At 73.1% G+C, this 17,551-nt stretch carries 14 protein-coding genes and 1 pseudogene; 10 read left to right on the forward strand and 5 right to left on the reverse strand.

The features are described from left to right. Positions 1-2,400 (forward strand): annotated as a pseudogene (locus OOK34_RS18310) (ComEC/Rec2 family competence protein); the annotation flags it as partial. Between the two features lie 157 nt (positions 2,401-2,557). Continuing rightward, positions 2,558-3,418: a YceI family protein gene (locus OOK34_RS18315; RefSeq protein WP_267036800.1), complete on the forward strand. Its 861-nt coding sequence runs from the start codon at positions 2,558-2,560 to the stop codon at positions 3,416-3,418. A 21-nt stretch (positions 3,419-3,439) separates the two neighbouring features. Here the strand turns inward: OOK34_RS18315 and OOK34_RS18320 are convergent, their stop codons facing one another. Then, positions 3,440-3,682: a hypothetical protein gene (locus OOK34_RS18320; protein WP_267034931.1), complete on the reverse strand. Its 243-nt coding sequence runs from the start codon at positions 3,680-3,682 to the stop codon at positions 3,440-3,442. Positions 3,683-3,764: 82 nt separating this feature from the next. Between OOK34_RS18320 and holA the strand changes: the two genes are divergently transcribed. Continuing rightward, positions 3,765-4,757, forward strand: coding sequence for a DNA polymerase III subunit delta (gene holA / locus OOK34_RS18325; protein ID WP_267034932.1), 993 nt, complete (start codon positions 3,765-3,767; stop codon positions 4,755-4,757). Positions 4,758-4,959: 202 nt separating this feature from the next. On the opposite strand, the gene rpsT is transcribed toward holA, so the two are convergent. Then, positions 4,960-5,226, reverse strand: coding sequence for a 30S ribosomal protein S20 (rpsT, locus tag OOK34_RS18330; protein ID WP_030010251.1), 267 nt, complete (start codon positions 5,224-5,226; stop codon positions 4,960-4,962). 245 nt (positions 5,227-5,471) lie between these two features. Between rpsT and lepA the strand changes: the two genes are divergently transcribed. From lepA to hemW, 3 genes are all read left to right on the forward strand, one after another. Beyond that, a complete protein-coding gene (lepA, locus tag OOK34_RS18335) occupies positions 5,472-7,337 on the forward strand; it encodes a translation elongation factor 4 (RefSeq protein WP_267034933.1) in 1,866 nt (621 codons plus the stop codon). Between the two features lie 194 nt (positions 7,338-7,531). Beyond that, positions 7,532-9,424 (forward strand): long-chain fatty acid--CoA ligase, encoded by a 1,893-nt coding sequence (locus OOK34_RS18340; RefSeq protein ID WP_267034934.1) that lies wholly within the window; start codon positions 7,532-7,534, stop codon positions 9,422-9,424. Positions 9,425-9,582: 158 nt separating this feature from the next. Continuing rightward, positions 9,583-10,815 carry a radical SAM family heme chaperone HemW gene (gene hemW, locus OOK34_RS18345; RefSeq protein WP_267034936.1) on the forward strand — a complete coding sequence of 411 codons (1,233 nt, stop codon included), beginning with the start codon at positions 9,583-9,585 and terminating at the stop codon, positions 10,813-10,815. Positions 10,816-10,843: 28 nt separating this feature from the next. Here the strand turns inward: hemW and OOK34_RS18350 are convergent, their stop codons facing one another. From OOK34_RS18350 to OOK34_RS18360, 3 genes are all read right to left on the reverse strand, one after another. Then, positions 10,844-11,458 carry an ADP-ribosyltransferase gene (locus OOK34_RS18350; RefSeq protein ID WP_267034937.1) on the reverse strand — a complete coding sequence of 205 codons (615 nt, stop codon included), beginning with the start codon at positions 11,456-11,458 and terminating at the stop codon, positions 10,844-10,846. Positions 11,459-11,578: 120 nt separating this feature from the next. Beyond that, on the reverse strand, positions 11,579-12,379 hold the full coding sequence (locus OOK34_RS18355) for a DUF3097 domain-containing protein (RefSeq protein WP_267034938.1): 801 nt from the start codon (positions 12,377-12,379) through the stop codon (positions 11,579-11,581). A gap of 28 nt (positions 12,380-12,407) precedes the next feature. After that, entirely contained in the window at positions 12,408-13,139 is a 732-nt protein-coding gene (locus OOK34_RS18360; protein ID WP_267034939.1) for an MBL fold metallo-hydrolase, read from the reverse strand. Positions 13,140-13,302: 163 nt separating this feature from the next. On the opposite strand from OOK34_RS18360, the gene hrcA reads away from it, so the two are divergent. From hrcA to OOK34_RS18380, 4 genes are all read left to right on the forward strand, one after another. After that, positions 13,303-14,322 carry a heat-inducible transcriptional repressor HrcA gene (hrcA, locus tag OOK34_RS18365; RefSeq protein WP_267034940.1) on the forward strand — a complete coding sequence of 340 codons (1,020 nt, stop codon included), beginning with the start codon at positions 13,303-13,305 and terminating at the stop codon, positions 14,320-14,322. Then, positions 14,323-15,462 carry a molecular chaperone DnaJ gene (dnaJ, locus tag OOK34_RS18370; RefSeq protein WP_267034941.1) on the forward strand — a complete coding sequence of 380 codons (1,140 nt, stop codon included), beginning with the start codon at positions 14,323-14,325 and terminating at the stop codon, positions 15,460-15,462. A gap of 189 nt (positions 15,463-15,651) precedes the next feature. Then, positions 15,652-16,743, forward strand: a complete 1,092-nt coding sequence (locus OOK34_RS18375; protein ID WP_267034942.1) for a nitronate monooxygenase — start codon at positions 15,652-15,654, stop codon at positions 16,741-16,743. After that, positions 16,740-17,486 (forward strand): 16S rRNA (uracil(1498)-N(3))-methyltransferase, encoded by a 747-nt coding sequence (locus OOK34_RS18380; RefSeq protein WP_267034943.1) that lies wholly within the window; start codon positions 16,740-16,742, stop codon positions 17,484-17,486. Before OOK34_RS18375 ends, OOK34_RS18380 begins: the two co-directional genes overlap by 4 nt. Positions 17,487-17,551: the final 65 nt, after the last annotated feature.

The raw sequence follows: 17,551 nt of genomic DNA on the forward strand, positions 1-17,551 counted from the left end.
GTGGGGAGCGCCGGGCCGGAGGCTGTCGGGCGCGAGCCGGCCGGGCCGGTGGATCTGCGGCTGGCGGTGCCGGCCGTGGCCGCCTGGGGAGCGGCTGCCCTGGCGCTCGGGGTGCCGGGCGGGTGGAGTGCCGCCGCGACGGGGCTCGCGGTGGCCGCGGCTGGGGTGCTGCTGGTGCTCGGCTCCGGGCGGTCGCAGCCGCTGCGGCGGGTCGGTACGGCCGCGGCCGCCGCCTTGCTGTGCGCCGCCGCCGGGGCGGGGGTGGCCGGGCTGGAGCGGGCCGGGGCGCGGGCGGGGCCGGTGGCCCGGCTGGCCGGGGAACACGCCCGGGTGCGTGCGGAGCTCACCGTCGGCTCCGACCCCCGGGTGGCCCGGGGCGGGGGCGGGGGCGGGCCGCCCGTGGTGGTGCTCGACGCGGTGCTGACCGGGGTGACCGGGCCCGACGGGGCGCGGACCCGGGTGGAGACCCCGGTACGGGTGCTGGCCGGGCATCCGGGATGGGCCCGGCTGGAGCCCTCGACCCGGGTCGCGGTGGTGGCCCGGCTGGCCCCGGCGCGGGGCGGGGAGCGGGCCGTGGCGCTGCTCCGCCCGGCGGGGGACACCCCGCCCGGGGTGACGGGCGGGCCCGACCCGGTGCAGCGCCTCGCGGGGGTCCTGCGCGCCGGGCTGCGGGAGGCCACCGACGGGCTCGCGCGGGATGCGAGGGCCCTGCTGCCGGGGCTGGTGGTCGGGGACACCTCCCGGGTCCCGCCCGACCTGCACGACGCCTTCAGGGCCACCGACCTGCTGCACCTGCTGGCCGTCTCGGGCTCCAACCTGACCGTGGTGCTGTATCTGCTGATCGGGCCCCCGGCCCGCGCGCAGCACGTCGAGCGGCGCGGGCTCGCGCCCCGGCTGGGCCTCTCGCTGCGGGCCACGGCCCTGTGCGGGGCGGCGCTGACGCTGGCCTTCGTGGTGGTGTGCCGGCCCGACCCGAGCGTGCTGCGGGCCGCCGCCTGCGGGGCGGTGACCCTGCTGGCCCTCGCCACCGGGCGGCGCAGGTCCCTGATCCCGGCGCTGGCCGGGGCCGTGCTGCTGCTGGTGCTCTACGACCCCTGGCTGGCTCGCAGTTACGGGTTCCTGCTGTCGGTGCTGGCCACCGGGGCGCTGCTCACCCTGGGACCCCGCTGGGGGGACGCCCTCCGGCGGCGCGGGATGCCGTCTCGGCTCGCGGAGGCCCTGGGGGCCGCCGCCGCGGCGCAGGCCGTGTGCGCGCCGGTGGTGGTGGTGCTCTCCGCCCGGGTGAGCCTGGTCGCGGTGCCGTGCAACCTCCTGGCGGAGCTCGCGGCGGGCCCCGCCACCGTGCTCGGCTTCGCGGCCCTCGCCGTGGCCCCGCTGTGCATGCCCGTGGCGAAGGTGCTCGCTTGGTGCGCGGGGGTGCCGGCCGGGTGGATCGCCGCCGTGGCGCGGGGCGGGGCGCGGCTGCCGGGGGCGGAGCTGCCCTGGCCGGGCGGGCTCCGGGGCGGGCTGCTGCTGGGTGCGGTGACGTTGGCCGTGGTGGCGTTCGGGGCCCGGTTCGGGCGGCGGCGCGGGGCCTGTGCGGCCGTGGCCGTGCTGCTGCTGATCGCGGTGCTGCGGCCGCCGCAGCTGACCCGTACGCTCACCGGCTGGCCGCCGCCGGACTGGAGCTACGTCCAGTGCGCCGTGGGCCAGGGAGACGCCGCCGTACTCACCGCCGGCCCCGGTACGGCCGTGGTGGTGGACGCCGGGCCGGAGCCCGGGCCGGTGGACTCCTGTCTGCGCGCCCTGGGTGTGAGCCGTATCCCACTTCTCCTGCTGACGCACTTTCACGCCGACCACGTGGGAGGGGTTCCAGGGGTGCTGCGGGGGCGGTCCGTGGCTGTGATGCAGACCACCACGGTGGAGGAGCCGCCCGCGCAGGCCGCCCTGGTCCGGCGGGCGGCCGCGGCGGCCGGGGTGCCCGTCGTACCGGCGGTGTCGGGAGAGCGGCGCCGGATCGGGCAGTTGGAGTGGCAGGTGCTGTGGCCGTCGGCCACGGCTCCGCCGCCGGAGGGGCCCAACGACGCGAGCGTCGCCCTGCTGGTGCGCACGGCGGGCCTGACGCTCCTGCTGCTCGGGGATCTCGAACCGCCCGCCCAACAGGCCCTTTTGAGGGAGCATCCGGAGCTGGGCCCGGTGGACGTGCTCAAGGTCGCCCACCACGGTTCGGCGCACCAGGACCCGGGACTCCAGGGCCGGATCCGGCCACGGCTCGCCATCGTCCCCGTCGGCGCGGGCAACCGCTACGGGCACCCCGCGCCGGGTACGCTCGCCCAGTTGAGGGCCCGCGGGGCGGCCGTGCTGCGCACCGATGAGGACGGCTCCGTGGCCGTCTCCGGCAGCGGCTCGCGGATGCGTGCGTTTCCAGCCGGGCGGCGTCCGGAACGGCGCGGTCATACCGGGCGCGACCATTCTGTTTGCCCACAACCCGACAGCATGATCGAATGCGTCTTCGCCAGAGCGGTCCAAGTCCACACAGCACGGGGGTGCACTAGCCATGTTCGGTCGCCGACGGGGGATGGAGACGGCCGGCGGTGCCGGTTCGCATACATCCGCGACTCTGACACTGCCGCCTACGGCGCGGCTGTTGAGCTGCCGGGTACTCGACACGGTCCACCAGCCGGTCCGCCAGGCCAAGTTCGAGGTCACCGACCCGATCGGCCGACGGGTCGTCAGCGGGGAGACGGATCCCTACGGGGGGTTCACGGCGGCCATGCCGGAGGGCGAGTACCGGCTCTCCGTCACCGCCGAGGGGTACGCGCCGTTCCACGGGGCGACGCTGGTGGGGGACCCGGCGCAGCCCGGCACGGCGGAGATCATCCTCGACGCGGTGGAGCCGCCGCTGCTGCCGCAGCCCGGTCACTGGGAGCTCGACCCGAGGCATTCGTCGATCGGCTTCACCGCCCGGCACATCGGCTTCGCCCGGATCCACGGCCGGTTCACGACCTTCGCCGGCGCGGTGCGGATAGCGGAGCGCATGGAGGACTCCTCCATGCACGTGATCATCGACGCGGCGAGCATCGACACCGGGCTGCGGATGCGGGACGACCACCTGCGGTCCGCGGACTTCCTGGACGCGGCCCGGCACCCGCGGGTGGAGTTCTACAGCGAGCGGTTCATCCACCGCAGCGGCAGCCGCTGGGCGGTCGCCGGCGCCCTCACCCTCCACGGCGTCAGCCGTACGGTGACCCTGGACACCCAGTACCTGGGCCACGGCACGGGCCTGGAGGGCGAACCGCGGGCCGCCTGCCGGGCCACGGCCGAGCTGAACCGCGGGGACTTCGCCCTGAACTGGCAGTCGATCCTGGCGCAGGGGATCGCGGCGATCGGTCCGAGCGTGGAAGTGGAGCTGGACGTACAGATCGTCCACAAGGCGTAGGGCGCGGGTGCCGCCGCCGTCCTACGGGGCTTCCAGCCAGCCCTCGTACGCGGCGGCGAGCTCGTCCAGCGAGGCGGTGTCGAGCCGTTCCCGGGGGTCCTCGAGGACCACCAGCCACTGGGCGTCCTCGGCGTCGTCCTCGCCGGCGAGGGCGTCGCGCACCAGCTGGGGTTCCTCCGGGAGGCCGAAGCGGTCGACGACCTCCTGGGCCACCTCCTCGGCGGCGTCGCGGTCGGGCAGGACCAGTACATGTCGCACGTTCACCCGACCATTCTCGGGTACCCGGCGCGGGGCACCGGGCACCGGGCGAGGGTCGCTGTCAGTGCGGCGTGGGATGCTGGGGGCGATGGCCACCAGGAAGAATCCCACCGACGATCCGCTCGCCCCGCTCACCCTCGCGGTGGGGCAGGAGGACCTGCTGCTCGACCGTGCCGTACGGGAGGTGGTGACGGCCGCCCGCGCGACCGACGCCGACACCGACGTACGGGACCTCACCTCCGACCAGCTCCAGCCCGGCACGCTGGCCGAGCTGACGAGCCCCTCGCTCTTCTCCGAGCGCAAGGTCCTGATCGTGCGCAACGCGCAGGACCTGGGGGCGGACACGGTCAAGGAGGTCAAGGCGTACCTCGCCGCGCCGTACGAGGAGATCAGCCTCGTCCTCCTGCACGCGGGCGGGGTCAAGGGCAAGGGCCTGCTGGACGCGGCGCGCAAGGCGGGGGCCCGGGAGGTCGCCTGCCCGAAGATGACGAAGGCGGCGGACCGGCTGTCGTTCGTGCGGGGTGAGTTCCGGACGTTGGGGCGTTCCGCGACCCCCGAGGCGTGCCAGAACCTGGTCGACGCGATCGGCAGCGACCTGCGGGAGCTGGCGAGTGCGGCGGCGCAGCTGTGCGCGGACGTCGAGGGCACCATCGACGAGGCCGTGGTCGGCCGCTACTACACGGGCCGGGCCGAGGCCTCCAGCTTCACGGTCGCCGACCGGGCGGTCGAGGGCCGGGCCGCGGAGGCCCTCGAAGCCCTGCGCTGGTCCCTCGCGACCGGTGTGGCACCCGTGCTGATCACCAGCGCGCTGGCCCAGGCGGTCCGGGCCATCGGCAAGCTCGCCTCCGCCCCGCGCGGGGCCCGTCCGGGCGACCTGGCGCGGGACCTCGGCATGCCGCCGTGGAAGATCGACCGGGTCCGGCAGCAGATGCGGGGCTGGTCGGCGGATGCCGTGTCGGACGCGCTGCGCGCCGTGGCGCTGGCCGACGCGGGTGTGAAGGGCGGCGGCGACGACCCCGGGTACGCCCTGGAGAAGGCCGTCGTGGCAGTGGCCCGCGCGGCCCGCCCGCAGCGGCGCTGAACGGCCCGGCAGACGCACGAAGGTCACGCAGACGCGCGAAGGCCCCGGTCGCCCCCCTGGGGAAGGGGGATGACCGGGGCCTTCGGCTACTGCTGGTGTGCACCGCACCCGCGTGGCGAACGCTTCGTGTGCGGCGCGGGGTGCCGGTCCGGAGCGGGAGAGAGGGCCCGCTGGGTCCTTACCGGCGATTCACATCAGGAGCTCAGCCCTGAAGGGAGGCAACCTTGGTGGCCAGCGCCGACTTCTTGTTGGCGGCGGCGTTCTTGTGGATGACACCCTTCGAGACAGCCTTGTCGAGCGCACGCGCGGCGGCGCGGGAAGCCACGGTGGCCTTCTCGACGTCACCGGCGAGGACGGCCTCGCGGGCCTTGCGGATCGCGGTCTTGAGCGAGGACTTGACGGCCTTGTTGCGCAGGCGCGCCTTCTCGTTCGTCTTGTTCCGCTTGATCTGGGACTTGATGTTCGCCACGAAAGAGCCTTTTCAGGTTCAGAGTTTGATCTTCGGATTGTGCCTCGACAGCTGAGAGGGCATACGAGACACAGCTGCCCAGGCTACCAGGCGCGCTCCGACCGGCCCAAACCGAGCGCACTGCCCCGTCCATGGGACCATGGGAGCCTGCGTACAGATCCGACATCGCGCGCCGACGAGGGCGACGAGATTCGAACTATCGCTCAGACTTCGTTCCGACCGCGACCCGAGAATCAGGACACTGCGTGCCCGCCATCCCCAGCCACGTGCCCGAGCCGAGCCGTACCGACCCGGCGCTGATCCGCAACTTCTGCATCATCGCGCACATCGACCACGGCAAGTCGACCCTCGCCGACCGGATGCTCCAGCTCACCGGCGTCGTCGACCAGCGGCAGATGCGCGCCCAGTACCTCGACCGCATGGACATCGAGCGTGAGCGCGGCATCACGATCAAGTCGCAGGCGGTCCGTCTGCCCTGGGCCCCCGCCGAGGGGGAGGGCAAGGGCAGCACGCACATCCTGAACATGATCGACACGCCCGGCCACGTCGACTTCACCTACGAGGTCTCGCGCTCCCTCGCGGCCTGCGAGGGCACGGTCCTGCTGGTGGACGCGGCCCAGGGCATCGAGGCGCAGACCCTCGCCAACCTGTACCTGGCGATGGAGAAGGACCTCGCGATCGTCCCGGTCCTGAACAAGATCGACCTGCCGGCCGCCCAGCCGGAGAAGTTCGCCGAGGAGCTCGCGAACCTGGTCGGCTGCCAGCCCGAGGACGTCCTGCGGGTCTCCGCGAAGACCGGCCTCGGCGTGGACGCGCTGCTCGACAAGATCGTCGCCACGGTTCCGGCCCCGGTCGGCCCCAAGGACTCCCCGGCCCGCGCGATGATCTTCGACTCGGTCTACGACTCGTACCGCGGCGTGGTCACCTACGTCCGTGTGGTCGACGGCCAGCTCAACAAGCGCGAGCGCATCCGGATGATGTCCACCGGCGCGACCCACGAGCTGCTGGAGATCGGCGTCTCCTCCCCGGAGATGACCCCCTCCGACGGCCTCGGCGTCGGCGAGGTGGGCTACATCATCACCGGCGTGAAGGACGTCCGTCAGTCCAAGGTCGGTGACACCATCACCAGCCTGAACAACGGCGCGACCGAGGCCCTCGGCGGCTACAAGGACCCGCGTCCGATGGTCTTCTCGGGCCTCTACCCGCTCGACGGCTCGGACTACCCGGACCTGCGCGAGGCCCTGGACAAGCTCCAGCTCAACGACGCCGCGCTCGTCTACGAGCCCGAGACCTCGGCGGCGCTGGGCTTCGGCTTCCGCGTCGGCTTCCTCGGCCTGCTCCACCTGGACGTGGTGCGCGAGCGCCTGGAGCGCGAGTTCGGCCTCGACCTGATCGCCACCGCGCCGAACGTGGTCTACCGCGTCGTCCTCGAGGACGGCAAGGAGGTCACCGTCACCAACCCGAGCGAGTTCCCCGAGGGCAAGATCAGGGACGTGTTCGAGCCGGTCGTACGGGCCACCCTGCTCGCGCCCTCCGAGTTCATCGGCGCGATCATGGAGCTCTGCCAGCAGCGCCGCGGCACGCTCCTCGGGATGGACTACCTCTCCGAGGACCGCGTCGAGATCCGTTACACGCTCCCGCTCGCGGAGATCGTGTTCGACTTCTTCGACCAGCTGAAGTCCAAGACGCGCGGCTACGCCTCCCTGGACTACGAACCCACCGGCGAGCAGGCCTCCGGACTGGTCAAGGTCGACATCCTGCTGCACGGCGACAAGGTCGACGCCTTCTCGGCCGTCACCCACAAGGACGCCGCCTACGCCTACGGCGTGCGCCTGGTCGCCAAGCTGCGCGAGCTCATCCCGCGGCAGGCCTTCGAGATCCCGATCCAGGCGGCCGTCGGCTCCCGCGTCATCGCCCGCGAGACCATCCGCGCCATCCGCAAGGACGTCCTCGCCAAGTGCTACGGCGGTGACATCTCCCGTAAGCGGAAGCTGCTGGAGAAGCAGAAGGAAGGCAAGAAGCGGATGAAGATGGTCGGCTCCGTGGAGGTCCCGCAGGAGGCCTTCATCGCCGTCCTCTCCAGCGACGAGTCCGGTGCCAAGAAGAAGTAGTCCTGTATGCGAAACAGGCCCCCGTGCAGACGCCCGGGGGCCTGTTTCGTTATGAATCGGCCGCCGGTTGGCTCTTACGCGCCAGGCGGAGGGCCCCTACTCTGATCACTGGTTACTCGCCAGTTACAAGCCAGAAGTCACTGCCTGAAGTCACTGCCCGATGCAGGCCCTGCCGCGTGGTCCGGAGGACGTCCGTGAGCGACACACAGACCTTGATCGAGAACCGTCCGCCCACAGTGGCGGCCCTCTTCCTTGACCGCGTCGCCGCCACGCCGAACGCGGAGGCCTACCGCTTCCCCGTGCCCGCGGCCGGCCCGCAGGGTGGTCCCGACGACTGGAAGTCGCTCAGCTGGGGGCAGGCCGCCGACCGGGTCTTCGCCATCGCCGCCGGCCTCATCGGCCTCGGCCTGCGCCCCGAGGAGCGGGTCGCGCTCGCCTCCAACACCCGGGTCGAGTGGATCCTCTCCGACCTCGGCGTGATGTGCGCCGGCGGCGCGGTCACCACCGTCTACCCCAGCACCAACGCCGAGGAGTCCGCCTTCATCCTCGCGGACTCCGAGAGCCGGGTGCTGATCGCCGAGGACGCCGCCCAGCTGGCCAAGGCCCGCGAGCGCCGCGCCGACCTGCCCGACCTGGCCCACGTGGTGGTCCTGGAGGCGGCCGACGCCCTCCCCGCCGAGGGCGACCCCGAGGGCTGGGTGCTCTCCCTCGCCGAGCTGGAGGAGCGCGGCAAGGAGTACCTCGCCAAGCACCCCGCGGCGGTCAAGGAGCGGATCGCGGCCATCACCCCCGACCAGCTCGCCACCCTCATCTACACCTCCGGCACCACCGGCCGCCCCAAGGGCGTACGCCTGCCGCACGACAACTGGTCGTACATGGCCAAGGCCACCGTGGCCACCGGCATGATCCACTCGGACGACGTCCAGTACCTGTGGCTGCCGCTGGCCCACGTCTTCGGCAAGGTGCTCACCTCCGGCCAGATCGAGGTCGGACACGTCACCGCCGTCGACGGCCGGATCGACAAGATCATCGAGAACCTGCCGATCGTCCAGCCGACCTACATGGCGGCCGTCCCGCGCATCTTCGAGAAGGTGTACAACGGCGTGGCCGCCAAGGCCCGGGCCGGCGGCGGCGCCAAGTACAAGATCTTCCAGTGGTCGGTCGGCGTGGCCCGCGAGTACGCCAAGGTCACCCAGGACAACTACCGCCGCACCGGCCGGGCGACCGCCCCCTTCGGCCTCGCCACCAAGCACAAGATCGCCGACGCGCTCGTCTACTCCAAGCTCCGCGAGGCCTTCGGAGGCCGGCTGCGCGCCGCCGTCTCCGGCGCCTCCGCCCTGGCGCCCGAGATCGGCTACTTCTTCTCCGGCGCCGGCATCCACATCCTCGAGGGCTACGGCCTGACCGAGTCCAGCGCCGCCTCCTTCGTCAACCCGGGCGAGGCCTACCGCACCGGCACCGTCGGCAAGCCGCTCCCCGGCACCGAGGTACGCATCGCCGACGACGGCGAGGTCCTGCTGCGCGGCCCCGGCATCATGCAGGGCTACCACGGCCAGCCGGAGAAGACCGCCGAGGTCCTGGAGAGCGACGGCTGGCTGCACACGGGCGACATCGGCGAGCTCTCCCCGGACGGCTACCTGCGCATCACCGACCGCAAGAAGGACCTGATCAAGACCTCGGGCGGCAAGTACGTCGCCCCGGCGGAGATCGAGGGCCAGTTCAAGGCGATCTGCCCGTACGTGTCGACCATCGTCGTCCACGGAGCCGACCGGAACTTCTGCTCGGCCCTGATCGCCCTCGACGAGCCCGCGATCCTGGGCTGGGCCGCCGAGAACGGCCTGGAGGGCAAGACGTACGGACAGGTCCTGGCGGCGCCCGAGACCAGCCGCCTGATCGAGACCTACGTCCAGACCCTGAACGAGGGCCTCCAGCGCTGGCAGACGGTCAAGAAGTTCCGCATCCTCCCGCGCGACCTCGACGTCGAGCACGGCGACCTCACCCCCAGCCTCAAGCTGAAGCGCCCGGTCGTCGAGCGTGAGTTCAAGCACCTCATCGAGGAGATGTACGAGGGCTCCCGAGAGGCCTGACGCCTGGCGGCGAGCCGGACGGGGCGGGGCGGCGGGCCGCCCCGCGAGCCCCGCCGTCCGGGCGGTCGATGCCGTCCGGACGGTCCGCGTCGGCCCTGCCGGGCCCCGCGGGAGGCGCGCCGGGGCGGGCGTGGCGGCGAGTGCGGGACAATGGCCGTATGCCTTCCGCACTGCCCGATGGTGAACCCATGCCCGAAGACGGCTCGCTGCCGTCGCATGCCCTGGAGGGCGCCGGGGGGCGGCCGCTGGGGTTCTACCTGCACGTCCCGTACTGCGCCACGCGCTGCGGGTACTGCGACTTCAACACCTACACCGCGACCGAGCTGCGCGGCACCGGCGGCGTCCTCGCCTCCCGGGAGAACTACGCCGACACCCTGATCGACGAGGTCCGCCTCGCCCGCAAGGTGCTCGGGGACGACCCGCGCGCCGTGCGCACCGTCTTCGTCGGCGGCGGCACGCCCACCCTGCTGCCCGCGCGGGACCTCGTACGGATGCTCGCGGCGATCCGGGACGAGTTCGGGCTGGCCGAGGACGCCGAGGTCACCACCGAGGCCAATCCGGAGTCCGTGAACCCGGAGTACCTGGCGGAGCTGCGCGCGGGCGGCTTCAACCGGATCTCCTTCGGCATGCAGAGCGCCCGGCAGCACGTCCTGAAGGTGCTGGACCGCACGCACACCCCCGGGCGTCCCGAGGCCTGCGTCGCGGAGGCGCGGGCGGCGGGCTTCGAGCACGTCAACCTGGACCTGATCTACGGCACCCCGGGGGAGTCCGACGACGACTGGCGGGCCTCCCTGGAGGCCGCGCTGGGCGCCGGGCCCGACCACATCAGCGCCTACGCGCTGATCGTCGAGGAGGGCACGCAGCTGGCCCGCCGGATCCGCCGCGGCGAGGTCCCGATGACGGACGACGACGTACACGCCGACCGGTACCTGATCGCGGACTCCGTCATGGCCGGGGCCGGGTACTCCTGGTACGAGGTGTCGAACTGGGCCACCTCCGAGGCCGGCCGCTGCCTGCACAACGAGCTGTACTGGCGCGGCGCCGACTGGTGGGGCGCGGGCCCCGGGGCGCACTCCCACGTGGGCGGGGTGCGCTGGTGGAACGTGAAGCACCCCGGCGCGTACGCGGCCGCCCTCGCGGAGGGCCGCTCCCCCGGCGCGGGGCGCGAGCTGCTGTCGGCCGAGGACCGGCGCGTGGAGCGGATCCTGCTGGAGCTCCGGCTGGTGGACGGCGTCCCGCTGTCGCTGCTCGCCCCGGCCGGGCTCGCGGCCGCCGGGAAGGCGCTGGCCGACGGGCTGCTGGAGGCGGCCCCGTACGAGGCCGGGCGCGCGGTGCTGACCCTGCGCGGGCGGCTGCTGGCCGACGCGGTGGTGCGGGACCTGGTCGACTGACCGGGTCCCGCGGGGAGGGTGGGGAGGGTCAGGCCGGCCAGCTGTTGCGCCAGGGCTTGTAGTGCGGGTTGTCCTGGCACTTGTCCATGATCTCGGTCTTGGCGACCTTGTCGACGGGGCAGACCGCGACGATGAAGGACCGGTCGATGCCGCCGGGGAAGGCCACCTCCACCTGGGAGGCGTACTTGTGGGTGTCGCCGATGGTCTGGTTGACGTCCACACCGCCCGGGGCGTCGATGTAGTAGTTCCAGCCGCTCTTCCACCACGTCTTGTACAGGTCGTGGTCGTAGCTGGTCGAGACGTACGGGGAGGGCTGGTTGACCAGCACGTACTGCTCGATGTCGTACTGGCCGTCGATCGGGGCCCTGGGCTTGAAGCCCTCCTCGAAGACGATCTCCGGCCCACGGCCGTCGGAGCGGTAGAGCTGCTTGCAGTTGATCCGCCAGGACGGGGACGGCGTGATGCGGTCCACGGTGACGGTCTTGTCCGCGGCGGCGAAGAGGTGGTCGGTCACCCGGGGACAGGAGTTCGCCGGGGCGGCGTGCGCCGCGGTCGAGGCCGAGGCGGAGGCGGGCGGGAGCAGGGCGGCGGCGAGCACGGTCGCGGCGAGGACCGCGCGCTGCCGCAGAGCAAAGGTGATCATGGAGACCACCCTTGCCCTCCGTGGCCCGCCGTATGCGTACTGTCACCCGGAGGTGGGCGTGTCGCGCGGCCCGCACCATCCCGCCGCCCCGGAGCCCCCGGGTGCCCGTCGCTCCGCCGCTCAGGGCGCCGTCACGAAGTCGATCAGCTCCTCGACGCGGCCCAGCAGCGTCGGCTCCAGGTCCCGGTACGAGGACACGCGCGACAGGATGTGCTGCCAGGCGGCCCCGGTGTTCTCCGGCCAGCCCAGCGTCCGGCAGACGCCCGTCTTCCAGTCCTGGCCGCGCGGGACCTCGGGCCACGCCCGGATGCCCAGCGCGGACGGCTTCACCGCCTGCCAGACGTCCACGTACGGGTGGCCCACGACCAGCACGTCCGGCGAGGTCACCGAAGCCGCGATCCGGGACTCCTTCGAGCCGGGCACCAGGTGGTCCACCAGCACCCCCAGCCGGGCGTCCGGGGCCGGGGCGAACTCCGCGACCACGGCCGCCAGGTCGTCGATGCCCTCCAGGTACTCCACGACCACGCCCTCGATCCGCAGGTCGTCGCCCCAGACCCGCTCGACCAGCTCGGCGTCGTGCCGGCCCTCCACGTAGATCCGCCCGGCCCGCGCCACCCGCGCCCGCGCCCCCGGGACGGCCACCGAGCCCGACGCCGTACGGGCCGGCGCGGCGGGCGCCCGCGACGGGCGGGTCAGGGTCACCACCGCGCCGTCCAGCAGGAAGCCGCGCGGCTCCAGCGGGAAGACCCGCCGCTTGCCGAAACGGTCCTCCAGGGTCACCGTGCCCGCCTCGCAGGCCACCACCGCGCCGCAGAAGTCCGTACCCGCCACCTCGACCACCAGGTCGGGGTCGGCCGGCACCTCCGGCACGGCCTTGGCGCGCTTCCACTGCGGGGTCAGGTCGGGGGAGTACTCACGCATCCGGCCGACACTAGGAGAGCCCGCGCCCTCACGCCTCCGACACGCCGAACCGGGCCGCCAGTGTGGCGCGTTGCGCACGTACGAAGCCCGCGTCGACCACCGCTCCGTGACCCGGCACGTACAGCGCGTCGTCCCCGCCCAGGGACAGCAGCCGGTCCAGGGCGGCGGGCCACTGGCCCGGCACCGCGTCCGGGCCGGCCTGGGGCTCGCCCGACTCCTCGACCAGGTCCCCGCAGAACACCGCCTCCCGCTCGCCCGGCACGAAGACGGCCAGGTCGTGCTGGGAGTGCGCGGGCCCCACATTGGCCAGCAGCACCTGCACCCCGCCCAGCTCCAGGGTCCACTCGCCCGACACCAGGTGCCGCGGCGCCTGGAGCAGGCCCACCGCCTCGGCGGCCTCCGCCTCCGCCAGGCCCTGGCGGACCGCGTCCACCCGCAGCTCCTCGCGGCCCGTGGGGGTCGCCAGCGGCCGCTCCAGCCCGACCGCCCCGTAGAACTCGGCTCCCGCGAAGGCCCCGCCGCCCAGCACGTGGTCGAAATGTCCGTGCGTGAATGCGATATGGGTCACGCGGCGGCCCGTCAGCCGCTCCGCCTCGGCCCGCACCTGCGCGCCCTCCCGTACACACGATCCGGGGTCGATCAGCAGCACCGACTCGTCCCCCACCACCAGCCCCACCGTGCAGTCCCACACCGGCAGCCGTCGCCGGCCCACCCGCCCGGTGACCCGTTCCCAGCCCGCCTCTTCCCAACGCACGTCCATGCGGCGACGCTACCCTGGCGGGCCGCCCTTGCCCGCGGCGCACTACCCGGCCGTACACTGACCGGGGGATCTCTGGCACTCACACGATCAGAGTGCCAACAAGCCAGGGCCGGCCGACCACCGGCCGCGACCGACGACCGACCCGCTTCCGGAGGTGTGCGCGATGCTCAGTGAACGCAGGCTCGAGGTACTGCGCGCCATCGTCCAGGACTACGTCGGGACGGAGGAGCCCGTCGGCTCCAAGGCCCTCACCGAACGCCACCGGCTCGGCGTCTCACCCGCCACGGTGCGCAACGACATGGCCGTGCTGGAGGAGGAGGGCTACATCGCCCAGCCCCACACCAGCGCCGGCCGGATCCCCACGGACAAGGGCTACCGCCTCTTCGTCGACAAGCTGGCGGGCGTCAAGCCGCTGTCGACGCCCGAGCGCCGGGCCATCCAGAACTTCCTCGACGGCGCCGTCGACCTCGACGACGTGGTCGGCCGCACGGTACGGCTGCTCGCGCAGCTCACCCGCCAGGTCGCCGTCGTCCAGTACCCCTCGCTGACCCGCTCCACCGTGCGGCACGTCGAGCTGCTGTCGCTGGCCCCGGCCCGGCTGATGCTCGTACTGATCACCGACACCGGGCGGGTCGAGCAGCGGCTCGTCGACACCCAGACCCCCTTCGGCGAGATCTCCCTCGCCGATCTGCGGGCACGGCTCAACGCCCGGGTCGTCGGCCGTCGTTTCACCGACGTGCCGCAGCTGGTGCAGGACCTTCCGGAGTCGTTCGAGACCGAGGACGACAGGGCGACCGTCAAGGCCGTCCTCGCGACCCTTCTCGAAACGCTGGCCGAGGAGGCGGAGGAGCGGCTGATGATCGGCGGCACCGCCAACCTCACTCGCTTCGGACATGATTTTCCCTTGACGATCAGGCCGGTGCTCGAAGCGCTTGAGGAGCACGTGGTGCTCCTCAAGCTGCTGGGCGAGGCAAATGAGTCGGGAATGGCCGTACGGATCGGGCACGAGAACGCCTACGAGGGACTCAACTCCACGTCGGTCGTGTCCGTCGGCTACGGTTCGGGCGGCGAAGCAGTCGCCAAACTCGGCGTGGTCGGACCGACCCGCATGGACTACCCCGGAACGATGGGAGCGGTACGCGCAGTGGCACGTTACGTCGGACAGATCCTGGCGGAGTCGTAAGTGGCCACGGACTACTACGCCGTACTCGGCGTGCGCCGCGACGCATCCCAGGACGAGATCAAGAAGGCCTTCCGCCGCCTCGCGCGTGAACTCCACCCGGATGTGAATCCGGATCCGAAGACGCAGGAGCGCTTCAAGGAGATCAACGCGGCCTACGAGGTGCTCTCGGACGCCCAGAAGAAGCAGGTCTACGACCTCGGCGGCGACCCGCTGTCCGCCTCCGGCGGCGGTGGCGGCGCGGGCGGGTTCGGGGCGGGTGGCTTCGGCAACTTCTCCGACATCATGGACGCCTTCTTCGGCCAGAGCCAGCAGCGCGGCCCGCGCTCGCGGACCCGCCGCGGCCAGGACGCGATGATCCGCCTGGACCTGGAGCTGGACGAGGCCGCCTTCGGCACGACCAAGGACATCCAGGTCGACACGGCCGTCGTCTGCACCACCTGCTCCGGTGAGGGCGCCGCCCCCGGCACCTCGGCGCAGACCTGCGACATGTGCCGCGGCCGCGGTGAGGTCTCGCAGGTCACCCGGTCCTTCCTGGGCCAGGTCATGACCTCGCGCCCCTGCCCGCAGTGCCAGGGCTTCGGCACCGTGGTCCCGACCCCGTGCCCCGAGTGCGCGGGCGACGGCCGGGTCCGCTCCCGCCGCAGCCTCACCGTCAAGATCCCCGCCGGCGTCGAGAACGGCACCCGGATCCAGCTCGCGGGCGAGGGCGAGGTCGGCCCCGGCGGCGGCCCCGCCGGCGACCTGTACGTGGAGATCCACGAGCTGCCGCACCCGACCTTCCAGCGGCGCGGGGACGACCTGCACTGCACGGTCACCATCCCGATGACGGCGGCGTCCCTGGGCACCAAGTGCCCGCTGGAGACGCTCGACGGCATGGAGGAGATCGACATCCGGCCGGGCACCCAGTCCGGCCAGGCGATCCCGCTGCACGGGCGCGGCGTCACGCACCTGCGCGGTGGCGGTCGCGGCGACCTGATCGTCCACGTCGAGGTCACCACCCCGGGCAAGCTGGACGCCCAGCAGGAGGACCTGCTGCGCCAGCTCGCGAAGCTGCGCGGCGAGGAGCGGCCGACGGGGCAGTTCGCACCCGGCCAGCAGGGCCTGTTCAGCCGCCTGAAGGACGCGTTCAACGGCCGCTGAGAGGTCTGCGGGACTTCGTACGAGCCCGGTCCGGGGTGCCCCGGACCGGGCTCCGTGCTTCCCGGCCGCTTCCCGGAGGGGTGCCCGTCGTAGCCCCCGCAGCGGTTCCCGGCGCCGCCGGGGAAGCGGACTATGCCAGGCGAATGCGGTGATTCGGCGGGGTGGACGGGACGTGGCACGATGCAGTCCATGTCCTCCGCACCGAACGGTCTCCACCAGTACCCGATCGTGCAGGCTCCCATGGCGGGCGGCGCCTCCTGCCCGCCGCTCGTCGCCGCCGTGTGCGAGGCCGGCGGGCTCGGCTTCCTCGCCGGCGGCTACAAGACCGCCGACGGCATGTACCAGGAGATCAAGCAGACGCGCGGGCTCACCCGCCGGCCCTTCGGAGTGAACCTCTTCCTGCCGCAGACCGGCTACGTCGACCCGGCCGCCGTCGAGGCCTACCGCGGGCAGCTGGCCGGCGAGGCCAGCTGGTACGAGGTCTCGCTCGCCGAGGAGGACATCTTCGGCACCAGCGACGACGGCTACGACGCCAAGCTGGCCATCCTGCTGGAAGACCCCGTCCCGGTGGTCTCCTTCACCTTCGGCACCCCCGCGCCCGCCGTGTTCGAGCGCCTGCGCAAGGCCGGTACGCACACCGTCGTCACCGTCACCTCGGTCGAGGAGGCCCGCACCGCCCAGGCGGCGGGCGCCGACGCCGTCTGCGTCCAGGGCGTCGAGGCCGGCGGCCACCAGGGCACCCACCGCGACGACCCGCAGACCGACGGCACGGCCGGCGTCGGCCTGCTCGCACTGGTCGCACAGGTACGGGAGGCCGTGGCCCTGCCGATCACCGCGGCGGGCGGCCTGATGCGCGGCGCGCAGATCGCGGCGCTGCTGGCCGCGGGCGCGGAATCGGCGCAGCTCGGCACCGCCTTCCTGGCCTGCCCGGAATCGGGCGCGCACCCGCTGCACAAGAAGGCCCTGACCGACCCGCTCTTCGGCCACACGGAACTCACCCGGGCCTTCTCGGGGCGGCCCGCGCGGGGCCTGGTCAACCGCTTCATGCGGGAGCACGGGCCGTACGCCCCGGCCGCCTATCCCCAGGTCCACCACCTGACCTCGGGGCTGCGCAAGGCGGCCGCCGCGGCCGGGGACCCGCAGGGCATGTCCCTGTGGGCGGGGCAGGGGCACCGGCTGGCGCGGGCGCTGCCGGCCGGGCAGCTGGTGGAGGTGCTGGTGGCCGAACTGGCCCAGGCGCAGAACGCGTTGAAGGTGTTGCAGATGAGGAGAGCGTCATGACGGCCCCCGTGTTCGTGGTCGAAGAGGTTCCGGCGGGGCCGGAGTTCGTGCTGGAGGGCCCCGAGGGGCGGCACGCGGTGTCCGTGAAGCGGCTGGCTCCGGGCGAGGACGTGGTCCTCACCGACGGCCGGGGCCGGTGGGCCGAAGGCGTGGTCAAGGCGGCGGAGGGCAAGGACCGCCTGGTGATCACGGACCTGGAGTCCGTGATGGAGGAGGCGGAACCCGACGTACGGATCACCGTGGTCCAGGCCCTGCCGAAGGGGGACCGGGGCGAGCTGGCGGTCGAGACGATGACGGAGACCGGCGTCGACGCCATCGTCCCGTGGCAGGCCTCGCGCTGCATCACCCAGTGGCGCGGCGACCGGGGCGCGAAGTCCCTGGCCAAGTGGCGGGCCACGGCCCGGGAGTCGGGCAAGCAGTCGCGCCGGGTCCGCTTCCCGGAGGTGGCCGAGGCGATGTCCACGAAGCAGGTCGCGGCGCTGCTGGCCCAGGCCGATCTGGCGATGGTGCTCCACGAGGACCGCGACACGCCCTCGGGGGCGCTGGCGACGGCCCCGCTGCCGGAGAAGGGGTCCGTGGTGCTGGTGGTCGGCCCGGAGGGCGGGGTGTCCCCCGAGGAGCTGGCGACCTTCGCCGAGGCCGGGGCCCTGCCGTACCGGCTGGGCCGCTCGGTGCTGCGTACCTCGACCGCCGGCACGGCGGCGACGGCGGTCCTGCTGGCCCGCACGGGGCGCTGGGCGTAGCCGGGTTGCGGCGGGCCCTCGGGCCCGTCCCCCTGGTCCCTGCCGGGCGGCGGGCTCGGGCCGGT

Origin of the sequence: Streptomyces sp. NBC_00091 (assembly GCF_026343185.1) — a bacterium.
GTDB lineage: Bacteria > Actinomycetota > Actinomycetes > Streptomycetales > Streptomycetaceae > Streptomyces.